Raw genomic sequence first — 18,670 nt, forward strand, 5'->3', positions numbered from 1 at the left:
TCATCGTGTCAGAATCAGCCGGGCAGGTTTCAGCAAGCTTGGAAGCCGTCGTTGAGGAATATTATGACGAATTGCTAACGTTTATAGGAAAACGCTGCTATTCCGAAGCTGTGGCCGAAGAAATTGTGCAAGAGACTTGGGTCCGGGCCAAAAGCGCGCCTGTGCGAATTCCGGAAAACCCGCGTGCGTATGTTTTTCGTATCGCACGTAATCTGCTGACCGATCATTATCGCCGAAGCCACAATGCTCCAGAACCAACGGGGCGGTTGTTCTATCATCCGGCATGGTCATCGGATGAAGAAAACGGGCCTGGCATTATTGAAATTGACCAGGGCCCATCACAAGAAGACGTTGCAGCGGCCCATCAGGAGCTGCGAATCATTTCGCAAACGGTTGAGACCCTTCCGACAAAATGTCGTCAGGTTTTCTTGATGTATCGCGGTGAAGAACTTTCAATGCGCGAGATTTCTGAAAAACTTGATGTATCTGTGAAAACGGTTGAAAACCATATTCGCAGGGCGATGTTGGAATGTCGTCGTAGTCTTCAAAAAGCACACTCGGGTAAGTGAAAGTGTATTTTCGATTGTCCAGACGGGCCAGTTTGTCAGGTTTCAACGGACCTATGTCTGGTCCGTTATATCCCCGTGCGGTGCGGTTCGGGCTTTCTGATGATCTGGAGGCGATTGAATGAGGGATCGTCAGAACATGTCGCATGAACCGATTTCAGAGGACCTGTTTGACGAAGCGGTGATTTGGCACAGCCGATTGCGTGAAGCCAATAAAAACGCCGCTTCTGATCAGTGGGACGCGTTGTTTGCGCAGTTTGAACATTGGCTGGAGCAATCACCAAAGAACGTGCACGCCTATGCCGAAGTCGAGCTGCTTTGGGGTAAGGTGGAAGAGCCGGTGAAGCAACAAGCACGGCAAGCGCAATCAAATGATGATCGCAAGAAACCGAAAAACCAAATTACTCCCAGACGGCGCGGATACATGCGCCCGGTCATCGTTTCGGCGATAGCGGCTTGTTTGTTGTTGTTTGTCGGGCTTGGAACGGGAACTTACCCAGCTGTGAAGGGAATGTTTGATGACACCTTCATTTACGCGCAGCACTCTGTTTTGACCAATGCACTTCCAGATGGCAGTGTGATCAAGTTGAATGCAGAAAGTGCGGTGTCTATTGATTTCGACGCAGATACGCGGAGCATTGATCTGGTGTCGGGGGAAGCCTGGTTCGAAGTTGCCCATGACACGCAGCGCCCGTTTGTTGTCCATACCAAATTTGGTGATGTGACGGCACTGGGCACTGTATTCAACATTTCATCAGACAAGGATCAGGTGACGGTCAGTCTGGAAGAAGGCAAGGTCGCCGTGGATTGGTCCACCGGTGGGCCCGATGAGGTTGGTAGCAATAACAAGAAGCATGTGACCTTGCTTGCGGGTGAAGCCACGACGCTTTCATCCCGTGGTGTCGGAAAGCGCACGCATTTTGATCGCGTGGCAACCACGGCATGGCGCAAGGGCAAAATGGTTTTCTATCAGACCCCGCTTTCAGATGTGATCGATGTCCTCAATACCTATCATGAGGGACATATCATGGCTGTGAACCCCAAGCTGAGTGAGATGTCAGTCAGTGGTGTGTTTCGCACAGATGATATCGATCAGGTCATTGAAGCGATTGAAGGAACATTGTCTATTCAGGTCGTGAGGCTTGGTAACTATATGATATTGATGATATAATTTCCGATACGGCCAGTCCTGTCTGATTGGGTTGTTTTAGCGATTAAAAAAATGTTCCCGCTTCGTTAGGGGACTTGTCTATCTCTTGCGTCTTTATATGTATGGCGACAATGCGACCTATTCGCATTCTTGTATTTGAAGACTTGGGGGACTGACGTGGTCAGCTTAAAAAACATGAAACTTGGGCGGCAACTGATGATTGGGGTATCGGTTCTGGCCTTTCAAACGGCATTTGCACAAGGTACCTTCGCGCAAAACGCCAATCAGCAGGCACAAACTCAGATACTGTTCCAATTCGATATTTCAGCGCAGCCATTGCCACAGGCTTTGACCGCATTTTCCGACGTTACCGGGATCCAGATTCTTTATACCGAACAATCGATTTACGGACATGATGTACCTGCACTGACCGGTAAATATACAGTAGATGAAGCGCTTGATGCGTTGCTTTGGGGCAGCAATGTCGATTTCATCTATACATCAGAAAACTCGATTACGTTGCGCCCGAAGACGTCCAATGGAGATGCGGGCGAGGTTACGCTCGACACGATCATGATTATTGGTACGCGTCAGTCGCGATATGACAGCCGACGTGCCGAAACCGGCACGATGATCCCCAAGGATGTGACAGACATCCCGCGCACGGTCGAAGTCATCCCCGAGCAATTGCTGCTTGATCAGCATGCGCAAGAGCTTGAGGAAGTGTATCGTTTGTCGCCAAATGTGGTGAATATGGATGGCTATGGTGGCAGCCGCGAGGATTTCCTTATTCGCGGTTTCCGTCGTCGTGACGATATTTATCGCAACGGGGTGCGCCTTAAGACCAACGGTCGCATCAACCCGTCAACGGTGGATAATGTGCAGATCGTCAAGGGACCAGTGGCCGAAATTGGTCAGATGACCCCAGGCGGACTGGTCAATGTCATTACCAAGAAGCCGGAATATGAACAGCAGGCCTATGCTGTTACGAATTTTAACGAGCATGGTCAGAAACAGGTGCTGGCCGATGTAACCGGGCCGATTGGGCAGAGTGATGCGTTGGCATATCGTGTCACGACCTCTGCCGAGGATAGTGAGAATTTCCGGGATGCGACCATCGAACGGCAGTTTTTAAACAGCTCAATATCGTGGATGACCGATGGTGGTTCACTGGTTGATTTCAGTTATGAATACACCCATGACGAGCGGCCCGTTGACCGTGGCGTGGTTACGGTTCCCGGAAGCGGCACCAGTCGCGAGATTGCCAATGTGTCGCTTGATACGCGATTTGATCAGGCCAATCTGAATAACCGTGATGTGACGACCCATATCTGGGAACTTGATAACTCCGTGCCGGTTTTTGATGACGACTGGTATCTTGAGAGTAAACTTTTCTATGCCTACGAGCAGGTTAACGAGCTTCGCAACGAGGTGACGAATGTCTCGGGCACGGGGGTTCTGACACGCCGCGTACAGGGCAATGATGATCGCGAACTCAGCACGGCGTTCGGGCGTATGCAGCTTCGTGGTGAGGCAGACCTTTGGCGGCCTGTGGACCTGGTTTCCGGGGTCGAGCTGCGCCACCAATACGAAACCTGGACCAATTTTTCCGGTCAAGATCAGGTCGGGGGTACAATTTCGAACCCGTCATCCTTTACGCTGATCGATAATACGTCTTCAAATCCGCGTTCCCGGCAATATACTGAAGTCGAGCAAATCTCGTATGGACCCTACGCACAGGGCGACCTTCATCTTACCGATGACGTCACGCTGACACTTGGAGCGCGCTATGAGATATTTGACAATGAATACAACGCCGAAAATAAACTGACCGGTGCCTTGTCGGGTGCGGACCCGAAACGCGACGGCAAATTGACGAAGTCTGCCGGCCTGTTGTGGAAGCCGGTCGACCAATTGTCGCTTTATGGGTCCTTTGCCGAGACTTTCCAGTCGCAAAACATTTATACCGGCAATGAAACAACGACGGTATTTGCGCCAGAGGAAGGGCGGCAGTACGAAATCGGGGCAAAATGGTCCGGGTTGAAGGATCGGTTGTTGCTGACTGCTTCCCTGTTCGATATCGAACAGGAAAACGTGGTGGAAACAGTAAACGGTACACCGCAATTGACCGGCGGTATTCGTTCGCGTGGTTTCGAAAGTTCCGTTACCGCGACGCCAGTTAAGGGGCTTAACCTGCGCGGCAGTGTTGGTTTTCTCCGCGCAGAAATTGTCAGCGACAATGACAATAACGGCAACCGCCCGGCCAATACGCCGGATATGACCGCAAGCCTTTGGGCCAGCTATGAGTTCCAGGATGCCGCCAGCGACTTCAAAGGCCTTGGTTTTGGCGGTGGCCTGACACATGTCGGTGATCGTTACGGCAACAATAACCACACGTTCGAACTGGAAGACTATACCGTCTACGACCTTGGCGTTTGGTATTACCTGCCGCTTAGAAATGAATCGCGTGTCCGTTTCGACCTTGGGGTGAAAAACGTCACCGACGAGGATTATTATGTGGCATCCGGAGGGACCTATCGCGTCAGTGTTGGTAATCCACGGACCGTATTCGGAAGCGTCAGAGTCGAGTTCTGATGGTTCGATGGTTGAAGCTGCCAGTCAAACCCATCGGGTTTGACTGGCACAGCTGGATCGGTGTGTATCTTGGTTTGATGCTGTTTTCGATCTGTTGGAGCGGTGCTTTTGCTTCCTTGTCATCGGAAATCGATTGGCTGTTATTTTCCGGGGCCCGAACGAATGTCCATGAAAACCCATTCGACTTTTCTGCGGCCTTCGAGGTTGTGGAAAACAGCTATCCCGATGCCAAGATCGAATTGGCAGAAGCCCCTGCAGATAGGGTTTCTGCGGCCAGGTTCACAGTCAAAATGCCGGATGTTGGGCGGCGATTTGTCTATGTTGATCAAACAACGCTAAAGATCACGGGCAGCCAGTCCATTTTTACTGTCCAACGGTTCTTTCGCGAATATCATGAAGCGTTTTTCGGGCTTTATGGCATCGGAAAATTTCTTGTCTGTCTATTTGCCATCCCGCTTTTTCTATCGATGCTTTCAGCGTTCTATTTCTTTAAGCGATGGTGGCAGCGCTTTTTTGACCTGCGGCTTGGCAAAACAACGATCAGCTTTTGGAGCGGTTTACACAAGCTGGCGGGACTTTGGAGCTTGTGGTTTGTCGTCGTAATGACGACCACGGGGGCCTGGTACCTGTTCGAAGAAACGCGATATAAACTTGGCGATGAAAAGTTTGCCCTGGTCGATGCCTATCCTTTGGCTGTTCGTCAGTTGCGTGACGTTACCGAATTGGGCCAAGAGCGTCTGACCGTATCGGATCTGATAGATATTGCGCAATCCCAGCGCCCCGATTTGCGAATATCAACGATTCAACCTGATCGGCGGGGATATTTTTACGTTATTGGGCAATCTGATGATGTTCTGGTTCGTGACAGAGCAAACAAATTGTTCCTCAACCCGTTTACCGGTGTGGTCACATTCAATCAGCATGCAGATGACCTGAACGCATACTGGCGTTGGTCCGAAACCGCCGACATCCTGCATTTCGGGACTTTTGCCGGTCTTGTAAGCAAGATTGTGTGGTTTGTTTTCGGTGTACTATTGGCGGGATTGTCGCTTTCCGGGGCGTGGCTTTATGTGCAAAAGCAAAGCAAGAGAAAACAAAGCAGATGGCCGAAAGCCGATCTTGCCGCCTGTGTTGCGTTACTTGTTCCGATATCGGCTTTGCCGATTGTCTGGATCTATTTACACCGCGTGGGCGGAAAGATTGATGGACAATATCATATGGCGGAACTGCCAGATGGTGTTGCAGTTTTCATTATCGGTTGGGTTTTTGTAACCTTGATCATCAAATTGCTTTGGGTGATTGGCATTTTTTCGTTGCAACGCAAGGCAGTTGGACAAACCTGTGAGGCATGATCACGGGGCGGTGTAAGAATATCCCTTCTGACGGGCCTCCTCGTCGCTGCAGATTTTGCTGTTCTCGGACGTGTCCATATCGGCAAAGCGCGGATCAAGGGTGCTCAGGTAATTTCCTTTGCCATCGGCAACGAACAGGCAGCGTCCGTCTTCGTCGTCAAGACGTTTGCCTGCACGCCAATCTGCGGGTGCCATCATATCACCCCCATGGATGCCGATTTTGGCATTGTCCGCTTCGGTAGACAGGCTGTCATAGCGGTGTGAATAACCGGGTATCGGCAGGGCTTCACCGTCAGTGATCATGGCTGCGGCCACGTCGCGTTCCCCAATGCCACATTCAACAATCGGGAAATCACCCTGTTTTTCTGAACGTTCCGGGTCACCCGGCCAGCATTGGACGGTGAAGGGCGCCATGGCGAAATATTTGCGCAATTGCATGGCTGAAGACATGCCACAATCCTGGAAGGTGCCATTATGACGGCACTGTTGGCCGAGTTCAGGAGCATCCATTCCTGCGATGTCGGCAACCTTGCCGTTGATCATGATCGTATCGCCATCAATTACCTGTATGTCCCGGCCTTCGGCCTTTAGTGCGATCTCGCCGGTCTTTGCAATTTTGTCCCCGGCGGCGTTAACCGGTTTATCGTGCAGGTAAACGGCAAGCGCAAACAATGCGGGTACGGCAATCAAGACAATCAGGTGGGAAAAGCGTTTCAAGCAAACCTCGGTATGTTGGCAATTGGGTCAGACCCCAAGTATCGCAAGGATGGCACATCAGACAGACCGACAGAACATCTAAAAACAACGGCGAAATAATGACCTTGATGGACTGATGCGATGTCATTCCGTCAGGGCTTATCCAATAACCGGATGCATTTACGGACGTTTGGCGCTACAAGCGGATTTTGGTCCAGCTGTCAGGGAAGCGGCTTTGTTTCGTCTGCAACCTATCTTTTTCGTCGTCGGGGTCATGGTCATTATCATCGGTGTTTCGATGCTGGTGCCGGCGGCCGTGGATTTGTATTACGGAAATCCCGACTGGAGAATTTTTGCGCAAGCCTCGATGACCACCATCGGCTTGGGCGGAATGGCGTGCCTTGCCTGTCGATCCGATATCGGGCCTCGCGTGACTTCGCGTCAGGGCTATGTCCTGACCGTCGTGTCATGGATTGCGGTCAGTCTGACCGGGGCATTACCGCTGTGGTATTCATCGCTTGATATCAGCTTTTGTGACGCGGTGTTTGAAACGGTTTCCGGTTTGACGACAACCGGATCGACGGTTCTGTCTGGGCTTGATCAAATGCCGCCGGGTTTGCTGGTGTGGCGTTCGATCATGCAATGGCTTGGCGGGATCGGGATCATTGTTACCGCATTAGCACTTTTGCCGATGATGCGTGTTGGTGGGATGCAGCTTTTCCAGATGGAAAGTTCGGACCGTTCAGAAAAACTCAGCCCGCGCATACGCGACATGTGCATGCAGATTGTGCTGATTTATGTCTCGCTGAGCGTCATCTGCATGTTGCTTTACCGGTTCTTTGGCATGACATGGTTCGATGCCATCAACCACGGCATGACGACCCTTGCGACGGGGGGCTATTCGACGTCGGATATGTCTTTTGCAAAGTTCGATTCCAACCTGGCCCTGCATTGGGTCGGGGTTGTTTTCATGTGTGCGGGGGCCTTGCCCTTTACCGCCTATGCGGTTTTGATCCGTAAACGCAAAATTGGTGCGATCATTGGCAATCAGCAGATCAAGCTGTTCGGCCTGATCATCACGGTCTTTACCCTGCTTTTGACGTTCCGACTGGCCCAGATTTCAGATGACAGCATTTTCCGGTCACTGACCATGGCGGCCTTTAATCTTGTGTCGGTGATTACAACGACGGGGTTTGCATCGGGGGATTATCTGTTGTGGGGGCCGGCAGCGGTGATGCTGTTTTTCTTTGCAACTTTTATTGGCGGATGTTCGGGATCGACAGCGGGCGGGTTTAAGATGTTCCGTCTGTATGTGATTTTCACCGGGCTTCAGGCGCATTTCATGCGGTTGCGCAGCCCGTCAGCGGTCGTGGTCAGTCGTATTGATCGCCATGAGATCACTTCGGACATTTTCAATGCCGTAACGGTGTATGTATGTCTTTTGGCGTTGAGCTATATGGTGGTAACGGTCGCCCTTGGTTTGACCGGGCTTGATCTGATCACGTCGATGAGTGCGGCGGCAACAGCACTTGCCAACGTTGGTCCGGGACTTGGCAATATTATCGGACCGGCAGGTAACTTCCAGTCACTGCCCGATTCGGCCAAATGGATTCTGGATGTTGCGATGATCCTGGGTCGGTTGGAGTTTGAAACCCTGCTGGTGCTTTTGATGCCGTCCTTCTGGCGCGACTAGGTTTTAACCGGCGGTTTTCGCCGTCTGACCTTAAATATGTCGTGGAACAATCCGATCAGTATCACGTTCTATAGCAGACATTACCGCAGCATATGTGCGATGCGGCAAGGTAGATTTGCCTTCGCTTGATAAATCCCTATAATGCGCGGCCCGCGATGGATCGCGGTGGTCGAATATGACAGCAATTTTTATACGAGGTTAGACAATTATTATGAGTGCCGAAAATCTCCATGTCGGTGTAATCGGCGCAACCGGTGCGGTTGGCGTCGAGCTGATCAACGTTATGTTTGATCGTAACTTCCCTGTAGGTGAACTCACCCTGTTCGCGTCCGAGCGTTCCGCAGGCAAGACCGTGGAGACTAAGTTCGGCACTAAAACCGTCGCGCTGTTTTCTGTCGAAGAAGCCAAACAGTGTGACATTGTCTTCCTTGCTGTTTCGGGTGATTTTGCCAAGGAATATGGGCCGAAAATTGCCGAAGGTGCGTTGGTGATTGATAACTCCTCGGCATTCCGTTTGAATGACGATGTTCCGCTGATCGTGCCGGAAATCAATGGTCATCTTGCCAAGACCGCAAAGCTGATTGCGAACCCAAATTGCACCACGGCGATTGCTGCCGTGGCACTTTGGCCGCTGCATCAGGCGTTTGGCTTGAAGAAAGTCATCGTTTCAACCTATCAGGCCGCTTCGGGGTCCGGGCAGCCGGGTATGAACGAGCTGCGTGAAGGGCTTGCTGCCGGTTTGGCAGGCAAGCCAATTCCGGCAGAGGTTTTCTCCTCGCCGCTGGCTTTCAACGTCATTCCGCACATTGATACCTTCCAGGAAAATGGCTACACGCGCGAAGAAATGAAGGTAACCTGGGAAACCCGGAAAATCTTTGATACGCCTGATCTGCCAATTTCATGCACGGCAGTGCGTATCCCGACCGAGCGTACCCATTCCGAGTCTATCGTGATTGAAACCGAAAAGGTTGTCACCCCGGATGCGGCGCGTGAAGTTTTGGCGAAAGCCAAGGGTGTGAAGCTTGTTGATGATCCGGCCAACAACAAATACCCGATGCCGTTGACCGCGACAGAACAGTATGACGTCGAGGTGGGTCGTATCCGTACGAACCTGATCTTTGGTGATCATGGTCTGGAACTGTTTGTGGCCGGTGATCAGCTGCTTAAAGGTGCGGCTTTGAATGCTGTCCAGATCGCAGAAGCATCGATCGCGGACTAAGCCAACTGGTTTGGACGAGAATGCAAAACGGCCCCGATATTTCGGGGCCGTTTTTTCGATTTAGATCGTCTGGTGGATTAGGCAAATCATGCCAGCGAAATATGATCCGGGCCGGTCGCCTTGGCCGTGTAAAGCGCATTGTCGACCCGCATCATCAGAGTATCGATGTCTTCGCCGTCGCGATATTCGGTGACACCGGCACTGATGGTCATGGTGATTTCTTCACGACCGAACCGTATGGGTGAATTGCGGACGTGATCAGCCAGATCGCGCGCCTTAGTCAGCGCGTCCTGTCGATCCATCTCCGGGAACAAAATAACAAACTCGTCACCACCCCAGCGACAAACAATATCAGACTCCCGCACGGCGGTTCGGATGTTGGTCAGGACCTCACGCAGGACCGCATCCCCGCCCGGATGGCCATAAGCATCATTGATGCCCTTGAAGTCATCAAGATCGAAAGTCATCACCGACAGCGGTTTTGTCTGGCGTTTGCAGTTTTTCCGGGTGGTGTCAAAAAGCATGTCAAACACTTGCCGGTTATAGCTGCCTGTCAGTTTGTCGCGGGATGCCAGTTCTTCGAGGCGGTTCTGATAATTTCGGATTGTCAGATAGGCGGCGAGCCCGACGATAAGTGTAATCAGAAGTGAAATGGCAATATTGATCAGTAGCGTGTTCTGGATACGCTCATTCGCGACAAAATCGTTTTGTTCAACGATCAGAAGCCAGCCAAATTCAGGCACCAGGCGGCTGTTGACGAAGTAAGTTGCGCCGTCTTCTTCATATGAAATCGATGACCCGGGTGCGGTCAAAATTTGGGTCGCGTGGTAGCGCATGCCACGACGTTCATGGAGCGAATTAGCAGTTCCAAAACCACTTCCGTTAAGGGTCACTTTGCCTTCGCGGTCTACGAAATAGATCGTGCGCCCATATCGCTTTTGATAGGTTTCAATCAGGTTTGTGACCGCTGTCAGCGACAATCCGACGCCTGTGACGCCAATGACATTCCCATCGTAATCACGCACCTGATAATTGACGAAAATGGTCAGGCGGGACCGGTTGACGGTATCGCTGTCGATATTGACTTCATAGGGTTTGATGTCGTCGCGCGCCTGAAAATACCAAACGTCGGCTGGGTCTTCTTCGCTGATTTTTTTGATGACCCCGCTCGGATGGTAATAATTACGGGTTTTTTCCGAGATGAAATACGACGTAATCGTATCGTAGCGGTTTTGGATTTCGCCCAGATACTTGATGATCTTGCCGCTATCCTGTTCACCAGCCAACGCCCAGTCGCGGACAAATGTGTCATGCGCCATCAGCGATGAAATGAAAATCGGCTGCAGAAGATCGCGCTGTATTTCGGAATAAATGTTGTCGCTGGTAAGGGGCAATGTGGTTTCGGAAATCTGTTCTTCAACAGATTCGCGTGCAACATGGAAACTGACAAAACTTGTCGTCAGAAAACCGGTCGCCAGCAGGAGACACAGGACAATTGCGAAGTATAATTTCTTTCCCAAAATGGAAAGCCCCCAAAGAAAGCAATGGCTTGTGCCGCCGTTAATTTGTTTTCTGCGGCAAATTTGACGTTTGTAATGTAGGGCAAATCAAACACGATTGCATCGTCCGAATTGGTTCGGCTTCTCGATTGTCGTTGGGGTGGAACATGTGGATGCGAAAAACTACCGGGTCAGTCAATTGGGCTCAGATCCTCGCGATTTTAAATGATATGCGGTTAATTGCGATCAGTATCGGAAGATAATGGCTTTGCTTTCATGATGCGATCAATAGTCTTCGCCTGCCGGATGTTTGATCGGGCAATCGTCAGTACAACGGTGATCAGACGTGAAGCCAACCCAGAAACGGCTGTTTTCTGCGCATGGTTGTGCTGCCAGACCCAAAAGACATGACTAAAGGTCTGGACTTTCTTCCCGCATGTGCCAAGAATTCCGCAGCATGTGATGAAGAGGGTACATCACAGCCGCAATTTCGGGTATGCAGTGCTCTGGCAAGATACAACAGCAAAGACATCAGGCTGTCCTGCCCACGAGGTAGAACAGCGCGGCAAACATGCCAAGAGGCGTTTCATTGATCGATTTCCGTCCCATTCTTTTCATCATTGGCATTCTGCTTTGTACGCTGGCAGTGGGTATGTTCGTTCCTGCACTGGTTGATCTTTATTATGGTCAGTCGGACTGGCTCGTGTTTTCGGCGGCATCCTTTGTGTCGCTGTTCGTGGGCGGCGCGCTGATCATGATGAACCGGATGGAGAACCTTAAAATCAACTCGCGTCAGGCCTTTATCCTGACGACGTTAAGTTGGTTGGTTCTCACGGCGGCATCGGCCCTGCCATTTGCCTTTTCTGATCTTGATATGTCCTACACCGATGCATTTTTTGAAGCGATGTCAGGCATTTCAACCACGGGATCGACGGTGATTGTCGGTCTTGATACTGCCCCGCAGGGGATTTTGTTGTGGCGTGCACTTTTGCAATGGCTTGGCGGGATCGGGATCATTGTGATGGCGATTGCTGTTATGCCGATGCTGCGTGTTGGTGGTATGCAGCTTTTCCGCATGGAAAACTCCGACAAATCCGACAAGGCCTTTCCACGTGCTACCCAGATTGCCATGGGCATTGCGGTTCTATATCTCAGTTTTACCGCGCTTTGGGCCATCATGCTTTGGTGGGCGGGAATGTCGCAATTTGATGCGATTGCCCATGCGATGACAACCATCGCCACTGGCGGGTTTTCGACCAAGGATGCATCGGTTGGACATTTCGATAGTGCCGCGATTGATGTCATCATCACCCTTGGCATGGCGACGGGGGCGTTGCCGTTCATTTTGTATCTTCAGATGTTGCGTGGGCGCGGCAGAGCGCTGTTTCGTGACAGTCAGGTGCGTTGGTTCGTGACCATCGCGTCTTCGATCATTCTCGGTCTTGCCTTTTGGCATTCGGAAACCAATGCCGTGCCATTCCTGACCGCGTTGCGCTATACGTCGTTCAACATTGTGTCCGTCATGACCGGAACGGGGTATGCGACGACCGATTACGGGCTTTGGGGCCCGTTTGCAGTTACAGTATTTTTCTTTGTTATGTTTATCGGTGGCTGTGCGGGATCGACCACATGCGGGGTGAAGATTTTCCGTCTGCAGGTTTTGTATGAAATCGCCAAAATCCAGCTGTCACACATGCTACGTCCGCACGGCGTTTTCATTGCCTATTATAACCGTAAACCGCTGTCCGAAGACGTTACTGAATCTGTCCTGAGCTTCTTTTTCCTGTTTGTCTTCTGCTTTATCGTGTTGGCGGCGGGGCTTGGTGCAATGGGGCTTGATTTCATCACGGCTGTTTCCAGTGCCGGGACCGCGATTGCCAATGTGGGGCCGGGGCTTGGTCCGATTGTTGGGCCGTCAGGGAACTTCGCGACATTGCCCGATGGTGCAAAATGGTTGATGTCGATCGGGATGCTGATCGGGCGATTAGAAGTCTTTACCGTTCTCGTGCTGCTGTTCCCGGCTTTCTGGCGGGATTAGGACCGCTTCAGCTTAAAACATCATGTCTTTATTAATCCAAAGCCTCGTCAGATAGTTTACCTGACGAGGCTTTCATTATGCGGAATTGACAAAATAGGACATTTGACCTAATTTTGCGTTTAGGGCGATTGTCCTAGGTGGGTAATGCTGGTGACTGTGAGTTAATGGTATCAGGCATTCATTGCAGGTATGAGTTGGTTAGGAATTTTCGAATGGCTATCGCGACCCGGGACCGGATCATCGAAACAGCGGATATTCTGTTTTATCAACAGGGGTTTGAGGCGACTTCGTTTGCCGATATTGCATTGGCTGTCGGTATCTCGCGGGGAAATTTTTACCATCATTTTAAAACCAAGGACGACATCCTTGATGGTGTTATCAACCATCGTTTGGCCAATACCGAACAGATGCTTGATCGTTGGGAGATTGAGGGTGATGACCCGGCGGATCGCATCCGTAGTTTCATCCACATCCTGATCGTCAACGGTGAGAAAATCCGAAAATTCGGGTGTCCGGTTGGAACGCTGTCATCAGAGCTGGCGAAACTGAATCATGCGGCACAAAGCGATGCCGCATCGCTCTTTACCCTGTTTCGAAGCTGGCTCAGTCGGCAATTCGAGCGGCTGGGATTTGCTGGAAGGTCAGATTTTCTTGCGATGCACATTCTTGGTCGCAGTCAGGGGGTGGCAACCCTCGCCAATGCCTTTAACGATGATGCTTTCTTGCGCAGCGAAGTGGAGCTGATGTGTCTCTGGCTTGATGAACAGATAGCGTCGGTTGGAAAGTATTGACCTAACTGTACACCACACCGCCATTCCGTTGATATTAATGATCAAAACAGGGAGAAAACCATGTTCACTGTCTTTTTGAGGTTTGCGGAGCACCGAGCAAGGGCGCCCGAATTCATGGATGGACATAAGGCCTGGATCAAGCAGGGGTTTGATGACGGGGTGTTTCTTATGGTGGGAAGTTTGCAGCCCAATATGGGGGGTGCGATCCTTGCACATGCGATAGCGCGCGATGCGCTTGAAGCCCGCGTAAAGAATGATCCGTTTGTTGTTGAAGAGATTGTAACGGCGGAAATTCTTGAGATCACACCGGCGCGGGCAGATGAACGCCTTAACTTTCTGATGGGGTGAGCCATGAGCAAAACAACAATCGGTAAGGACGGAAAGTGCCGTTGTGCATGGTGCGATTTTGCGCCGGAATTCGACGCTTATCACGATACGGAATGGGGTTTTCCAGTAACAGATGATTGTCGGCTGTTTGAGAAAATCTGTCTGGAAGGGTTTCAGTCGGGATTAAGCTGGCGTACGATCCTGACCAAACGTGAGAACTTTCGCGCGGCTTTTGAGGGTTTTGATTTTCACAAGCTTGCGACGTTTGACGACAAAGATGTCGAACGATTGTTGCAAGATGCAGGTATCATTCGACATCGCGGCAAGATCGAAGCGGCCATCAATAATGCCAAACGCGCCTGTGAAATAATCGAACGCGAAGGATCGCTGGCAGCCTATTTCTGGCGATTTGAACCTGATGCCGATGAGGTTGCCATTCCACAAACGATGTTGACGTCCCCAACATCCATTGCCTTGTCCAAGGATTTAAAAAAGCGGGGATGGAAATTTGTTGGCCCAACCACTGTCTTTGCTTTCATGCAGGCCATGGGACTGATCAATGATCATGCCGATGGGTGTTTTTTACGACCCGAAATCGACGATATTCGGTGTTCGTTTGTGCGTCCGGTCTGATGGCGTGCCGGGATGATTTCGTTGGGTGGTATGGCTGAGGGAAAGTAAGTCAGGCGATACCGGACCTCGGGTCAGGAGCGGATCGGGGATCGGGATTTTGGCCCGGTATCGCCTTAAGGCCAAGATGACGAATCGCCCGTAAAAGGTAAAATCGAATATTATTTAAATTATGATAGTTTAAAGCTATTAATTCTGTGTGGTACGATTGGCCGCACCACAAAATCAGGAAGAAACCGGCAGTTTCACACAGAATATCGCGCCATCTGGTCCTGTTGCCGCAAGACGAAGATCGCCATTGTGAACAGCGATCAATTCCCGTGCGATGGCAAGACCAAGTCCAGTGCCCCCTTGGCGACCGCTGGCGGCAAACGGGATGAACAGGTTCTTGATCGCCTTCTCGGCCAATCCCGGCCCATTATCAGAGATCAAAACCTCAATGAAATGGCCGTCTTGGATGGATTGACTGTTACCGTGTACCTTTTGGACCGACACCCATACAGTGTCGGCACCAGCTTCTAGCGGGTTGCGCATCAGATTGCTAAAGGCGCGAAACAGCATGTCATAATCTGCTTCAAGCATGACATCGTCGGGCAGGTCAATGTCAACCTGTGCCGTGCACGGCAGCGACAGTTTCGTTTCACTCTCTGTTGCGCCGTCCAAAAGTGGGTCGGATTTTTGCAGCAAAATCTGATCGCGGATTTCTTCGATCAGTTCGACAAGTGTGAATTTCACCAAATCACGCGGTGGCGGAGTTTCACGCGCAAAGGACAATGTCTGTTCGCTGATGTAGACCGCCCTTTCCATCGATGACAACAAGCGTGGTACAACCGCGCGGACTTCGTCATCCTGACTTTTGGCAAGCTGTTCGGTCATCAACATGGATGTGGCCAATGCGTTACGCAGATCATGGCTGATCTTTGTGGCTGCCGTACCAAGTGCCGCGAGTCTTCTTCGTTGATTAAGCATGGCTTGCAGGTCTTGCTGCATGCTCGCCAGTTCCTGACGGGCGACACCGATTTCATCATCCCGATGGCCCGGATCGATGACAGCACTTTTGTCCTGTGGCGTTTCACGAAACCGGATCATGTCGCGGGTTAATGTTCGCATGGGCAGAACCATCATGCGATTAAGCGCAAAATAAACCAGCCCGGCGGTAAAGAACGAAATCATCAAAGACAATCCCATGACCCGCCAGCCAAAATCGCGCATTGCCTCAGTCAGGGTTTTTTCATGAACGAGGATCTCGATTTCGAAAGTCGGGGCCATGGACGGCATGCCGATAACACGCAGCATCCGGTTACCGGTTTGGGTCAGTGTGGAAAACCCTTCGAGCAAGGCCATCGGAATGGAAAAGCTGGTTAAATCGACATCCTTGTCGATCTTTGCGGGCATATCGTCACGTTGTAGCAGCAATTTTCGATCTTCGCGCCGCAGGATGACGGCTTCGATCCCGGCATTGGACAGCAGTTCTTTTTCCAGATCATCGGGGATCATTTGATCTGGGGTTGCTTCCAGCGCAAGGGCGGCCAGATACGCGGAATCAAGATGGGCCTCAAGCCAGTCGATGCGAAAACGTGCAACCGACGGGGCGAAAACGAAGACTTCTGCGAGCATCACAAAACTGACCGTCAGCACCAGCAAGCGTGCCGACAGCGATTTGGCCCATGGGGGCAGTTTAAGATGCGGTCTTTCCATAGGGAATGTTAGCCAGAGACGATCAAAAATGTACAGAGATACAGAAACTTGGGGACAAACAGTGTTTTATCCAAGCTTCAACAGGAACCGAACAATCTTGCGCGTTTTCTCGCTAAACAGGCTGGGCGTGTACCACGCACCGGCAGCACGTTTTGAAAGCTCGCCAAGGGTTGGGTAAGGGGCAATAACGCCAGCGATTGCACCTATTTTCATTTTTTGCGAAATCGCCAACGTCCAGATGCCAATCAATTCCCCGGCCTGACGCCCGACAATGCCAGCCCCGAGAATGCGACCCTTCGGGGTGGTGATGACCTTGATAAAGCCGGATGTCGCATCTTCAGCTCGCGCGCGGTCATTTTCTGCGTAGTCCCAAGTTACAACCCGAATGTTATCGCCAAATTTTTCACGTGCAGCTGTTTCATTCAGACCCACTTGGGCAAGTTCCGGGCTGGTATAAGTCACCCACGGCACCGCACTGTGGTTAACCTTTGCGGGTAAGCGGAACAGGGCATTGCGAATGACAATGCCCGCGTCATATCCCGCCATATGGGTAAATTGCAGCCCGCCTGTAACATCGCCGATAGCAAATATTTTCCGGTTTGTTGTGCGTAAGCGCGCGTCAACCTCTATACCGCGTCGGTCAAAAGCAACGCCGGCATCATCAAGGTCAAGGTTCTCAACGTTTGGCGCGCGTCCTGTTGCGAGTAACAGGTGGCTGCCTTCGATGGTGATATCGGCACCGTTTTGTTCGATCACGACACGGATTTGATCACCGTTCAATTCGATCCGTTGAGTTTTGGCGCTTTCGTAAAGGCTGATCCCCGATGCTTCAATCTCGGTACGGACCACATTAACCATATCATGATCGTCTTTGGGCAGGATCGCCATCATCTCAATGATGGTGACTTTTGCGCCCAGTTGCCGGTGGGCCTGCGCCATTTCAAGACCGATGGGACCTCCACCGATGATGATCAAATGATCCGGGCATGTTTTGTTTTCAAAGATGGTTTCATTGGTAAGGTAGGAAACGTTTTCCAATCCGTCGATTGGCGGAATGGCCGCACGTGATCCTGTGGCAATGACAAATCGCTTGGCCTGTATGGTTTTGCCATCGGCAACGAGTTCACGCGGGGAGGTGAATTTTGCTTCGCCCTGAATGACGGTGCATCCAAGTTCTTCGAACCGTGCAACCGAATCATGGGGGGCAATTCCGGCGATCACGCTGTGTACGTGATCCATCGCCTTGGCGAAATCAACGTCAACCGGCCCGGTTGAAATGCCAAATCGTGATGCGGTTCTGGCATTATGTGCCGCGTGACCGGCTGCCAGCAGTGCCTTGGACGGAACGCATCCGGTATTAAGGCAATCGCCGCCCATCTTGCCCTTTTCAATAAGGACGACATCTGCCCCCATTTGTACAGCACCGGCGGCAACTGAAAGCCCGCCAGACCCTGCCCCAATGACACAGATATCGGTTTTGATGACATCACTCATTGGATGGTACCTTGTTCTTGTTTTTGCGGAATTTTTTATAGGCAACAGGTAACATTGCCAATACGGCAAGGCCAATGATCGGGGTTAGAATCCGGGGTTCGAAGATCACACCCAGATCGGGTGTTTTTCCCTGATCAAATAATGCACCCAACCCATCACCGATTGAGACATAAACAAATGTGCCCGGAATGATGCCAACGATCGTGCCGAGCACAAAGGATCGTATTTTTACCCCCAAAAGAGCCGGGACAAGGTTCACCAGCCAGAACGGGAAAATCGGGATTAGACGCAGGACCATCAGATAGCTTAAGGCATCTTCGGCAAAGCCCTTTTCCATCTTGCGGATGGCGTTGCCTGCCTTGGCATGCATCAGATCATAAAGCGCATAGCGTGCCGCAAGATAAACAATGACCGCGCCAATGGTTGCTGCGATCACGACATAGGCGGTGCCAAGCCAGACACCAAACATAAAGCCGCCCGCAATCGTCAAAAGAGATCCGATTGGTAAGGAAAGTGCGACCGAAACGGCATAAATCGCCATAAACGTTATGACGCTTGAAACTGGATTACTGGTGACAAAGTCACGCAAAATATCGCGGTTTTCGCGCAGGGTATCAAATGACAGAAAATCAAGAATCCCAGCGGACCAGGCAATGACCAATCCTGCAAGCAAGACCGCAACAGGCCATAGTTTACGCCAAATTGGTTTCGCACCAGATTGAGTAGCTGGGGATTGGTTGGATTTTTTGTCGGTCAAATCAGACGCCATTAAGCTGGACTTGGTCATTCGTTTCACGCATTTGCATAAACTGGGGCGCAAAACCTCAAATACAGGATTGCATTAATTTCCAGCAGATTAGAACGAAATCTTGTCCGTGGCTTCTGAACTGCTTTCACCATTGCGTGAACCGTTTGTTAGCCG

Annotated in this window: 15 protein-coding genes; 10 read left to right on the plus strand and 5 right to left on the minus strand. The window is 51.2% G+C overall.

Annotated elements, in window-relative coordinates; genetic code table 11:
* Positions 1–5 precede the first annotated feature (5 nt).
* The 4 genes from AC0VXT_RS00715 (at position 6) to AC0VXT_RS00730 (ending at position 5,663) form a co-directional block, all read left to right on the plus strand.
* Positions 6–569, plus strand: coding sequence for an RNA polymerase sigma factor (locus AC0VXT_RS00715; RefSeq protein ID WP_475547096.1), 564 nt, complete (start codon positions 6–8; stop codon positions 567–569).
* A gap of 118 nt (positions 570–687) precedes the next feature.
* Positions 688–1,737, plus strand: a complete 1,050-nt coding sequence (locus AC0VXT_RS00720; RefSeq protein WP_475547097.1) for a FecR family protein — start codon at positions 688–690, stop codon at positions 1,735–1,737.
* Positions 1,738–1,893: 156 nt separating this feature from the next.
* A complete protein-coding gene (locus tag AC0VXT_RS00725) occupies positions 1,894–4,311 on the plus strand; it encodes a TonB-dependent siderophore receptor (protein WP_475547098.1) in 2,418 nt (805 codons plus the stop codon).
* Positions 4,311–5,663, plus strand: a complete 1,353-nt coding sequence (locus tag AC0VXT_RS00730) for a PepSY-associated TM helix domain-containing protein (protein ID WP_475547099.1) — start codon at positions 4,311–4,313, stop codon at positions 5,661–5,663. The genes AC0VXT_RS00725 and AC0VXT_RS00730 overlap by 1 nt, the downstream gene beginning before the upstream one ends.
* Here the strand turns inward: AC0VXT_RS00730 and AC0VXT_RS00735 are convergent, their stop codons facing one another.
* Positions 5,664–6,380, minus strand: a complete 717-nt coding sequence (locus AC0VXT_RS00735) for a thermonuclease family protein (RefSeq protein ID WP_475547100.1) — start codon at positions 6,378–6,380, stop codon at positions 5,664–5,666.
* Positions 6,381–6,594: 214 nt separating this feature from the next.
* On the opposite strand from AC0VXT_RS00735, the gene AC0VXT_RS00740 reads away from it, so the two are divergent.
* Both AC0VXT_RS00740 and AC0VXT_RS00745 read left to right on the plus strand, forming a co-directional pair.
* A complete protein-coding gene (locus AC0VXT_RS00740; RefSeq protein WP_240626353.1) occupies positions 6,595–8,052 on the plus strand; it encodes a TrkH family potassium uptake protein in 1,458 nt (485 codons plus the stop codon).
* A 211-nt stretch (positions 8,053–8,263) separates the two neighbouring features.
* Positions 8,264–9,271, plus strand: coding sequence for an aspartate-semialdehyde dehydrogenase (locus tag AC0VXT_RS00745; protein ID WP_475547101.1), 1,008 nt, complete (start codon positions 8,264–8,266; stop codon positions 9,269–9,271).
* Positions 9,272–9,357: 86 nt separating this feature from the next.
* On the opposite strand, the gene AC0VXT_RS00750 is transcribed toward AC0VXT_RS00745, so the two are convergent.
* Positions 9,358–10,791, minus strand: a complete 1,434-nt coding sequence (locus tag AC0VXT_RS00750) for a sensor domain-containing diguanylate cyclase (RefSeq protein WP_475547102.1) — start codon at positions 10,789–10,791, stop codon at positions 9,358–9,360.
* Positions 10,792–11,359: 568 nt separating this feature from the next.
* On the opposite strand from AC0VXT_RS00750, the gene AC0VXT_RS00755 reads away from it, so the two are divergent.
* The 4 genes from AC0VXT_RS00755 (at position 11,360) to AC0VXT_RS00770 (ending at position 14,559) form a co-directional block, all read left to right on the plus strand.
* Positions 11,360–12,808, plus strand: a complete 1,449-nt coding sequence (locus AC0VXT_RS00755) for a TrkH family potassium uptake protein (RefSeq protein ID WP_475547103.1) — start codon at positions 11,360–11,362, stop codon at positions 12,806–12,808.
* 212 nt (positions 12,809–13,020) lie between these two features.
* Positions 13,021–13,599 carry a TetR/AcrR family transcriptional regulator gene (locus tag AC0VXT_RS00760; RefSeq protein ID WP_475547104.1) on the plus strand — a complete coding sequence of 193 codons (579 nt, stop codon included), beginning with the start codon at positions 13,021–13,023 and terminating at the stop codon, positions 13,597–13,599.
* A 114-nt stretch (positions 13,600–13,713) separates the two neighbouring features.
* The gene (locus AC0VXT_RS00765; protein ID WP_475547105.1) at positions 13,714–13,947 is read left to right on the plus strand and encodes a YciI family protein; all 234 of its coding nucleotides are present in this window, start codon (positions 13,714–13,716) and stop codon (positions 13,945–13,947) included.
* A gap of 3 nt (positions 13,948–13,950) precedes the next feature.
* A complete protein-coding gene (locus AC0VXT_RS00770) occupies positions 13,951–14,559 on the plus strand; it encodes a DNA-3-methyladenine glycosylase I (protein WP_475547106.1) in 609 nt (202 codons plus the stop codon).
* Positions 14,560–14,781: 222 nt separating this feature from the next.
* Here the strand turns inward: AC0VXT_RS00770 and AC0VXT_RS00775 are convergent, their stop codons facing one another.
* The 3 genes from AC0VXT_RS00775 to AC0VXT_RS00785 form a co-directional block, all read right to left on the minus strand.
* Positions 14,782–16,254, minus strand: a complete 1,473-nt coding sequence (locus tag AC0VXT_RS00775) for an ATP-binding protein (RefSeq protein ID WP_475547107.1) — start codon at positions 16,252–16,254, stop codon at positions 14,782–14,784.
* A gap of 66 nt (positions 16,255–16,320) precedes the next feature.
* The gene (locus AC0VXT_RS00780; RefSeq protein ID WP_475547108.1) at positions 16,321–17,748 is read right to left on the minus strand and encodes a dihydrolipoyl dehydrogenase family protein; all 1,428 of its coding nucleotides are present in this window, start codon (positions 17,746–17,748) and stop codon (positions 16,321–16,323) included.
* Entirely contained in the window at positions 17,741–18,535 is a 795-nt protein-coding gene (locus AC0VXT_RS00785; RefSeq protein WP_475547109.1) for a TVP38/TMEM64 family protein, read from the minus strand. The genes AC0VXT_RS00780 and AC0VXT_RS00785 overlap by 8 nt, the downstream gene beginning before the upstream one ends.
* Positions 18,536–18,670: the final 135 nt, after the last annotated feature.

It is taken from the genome of Thalassospira sp. Z349TD_5 (genome assembly GCF_056173045.1).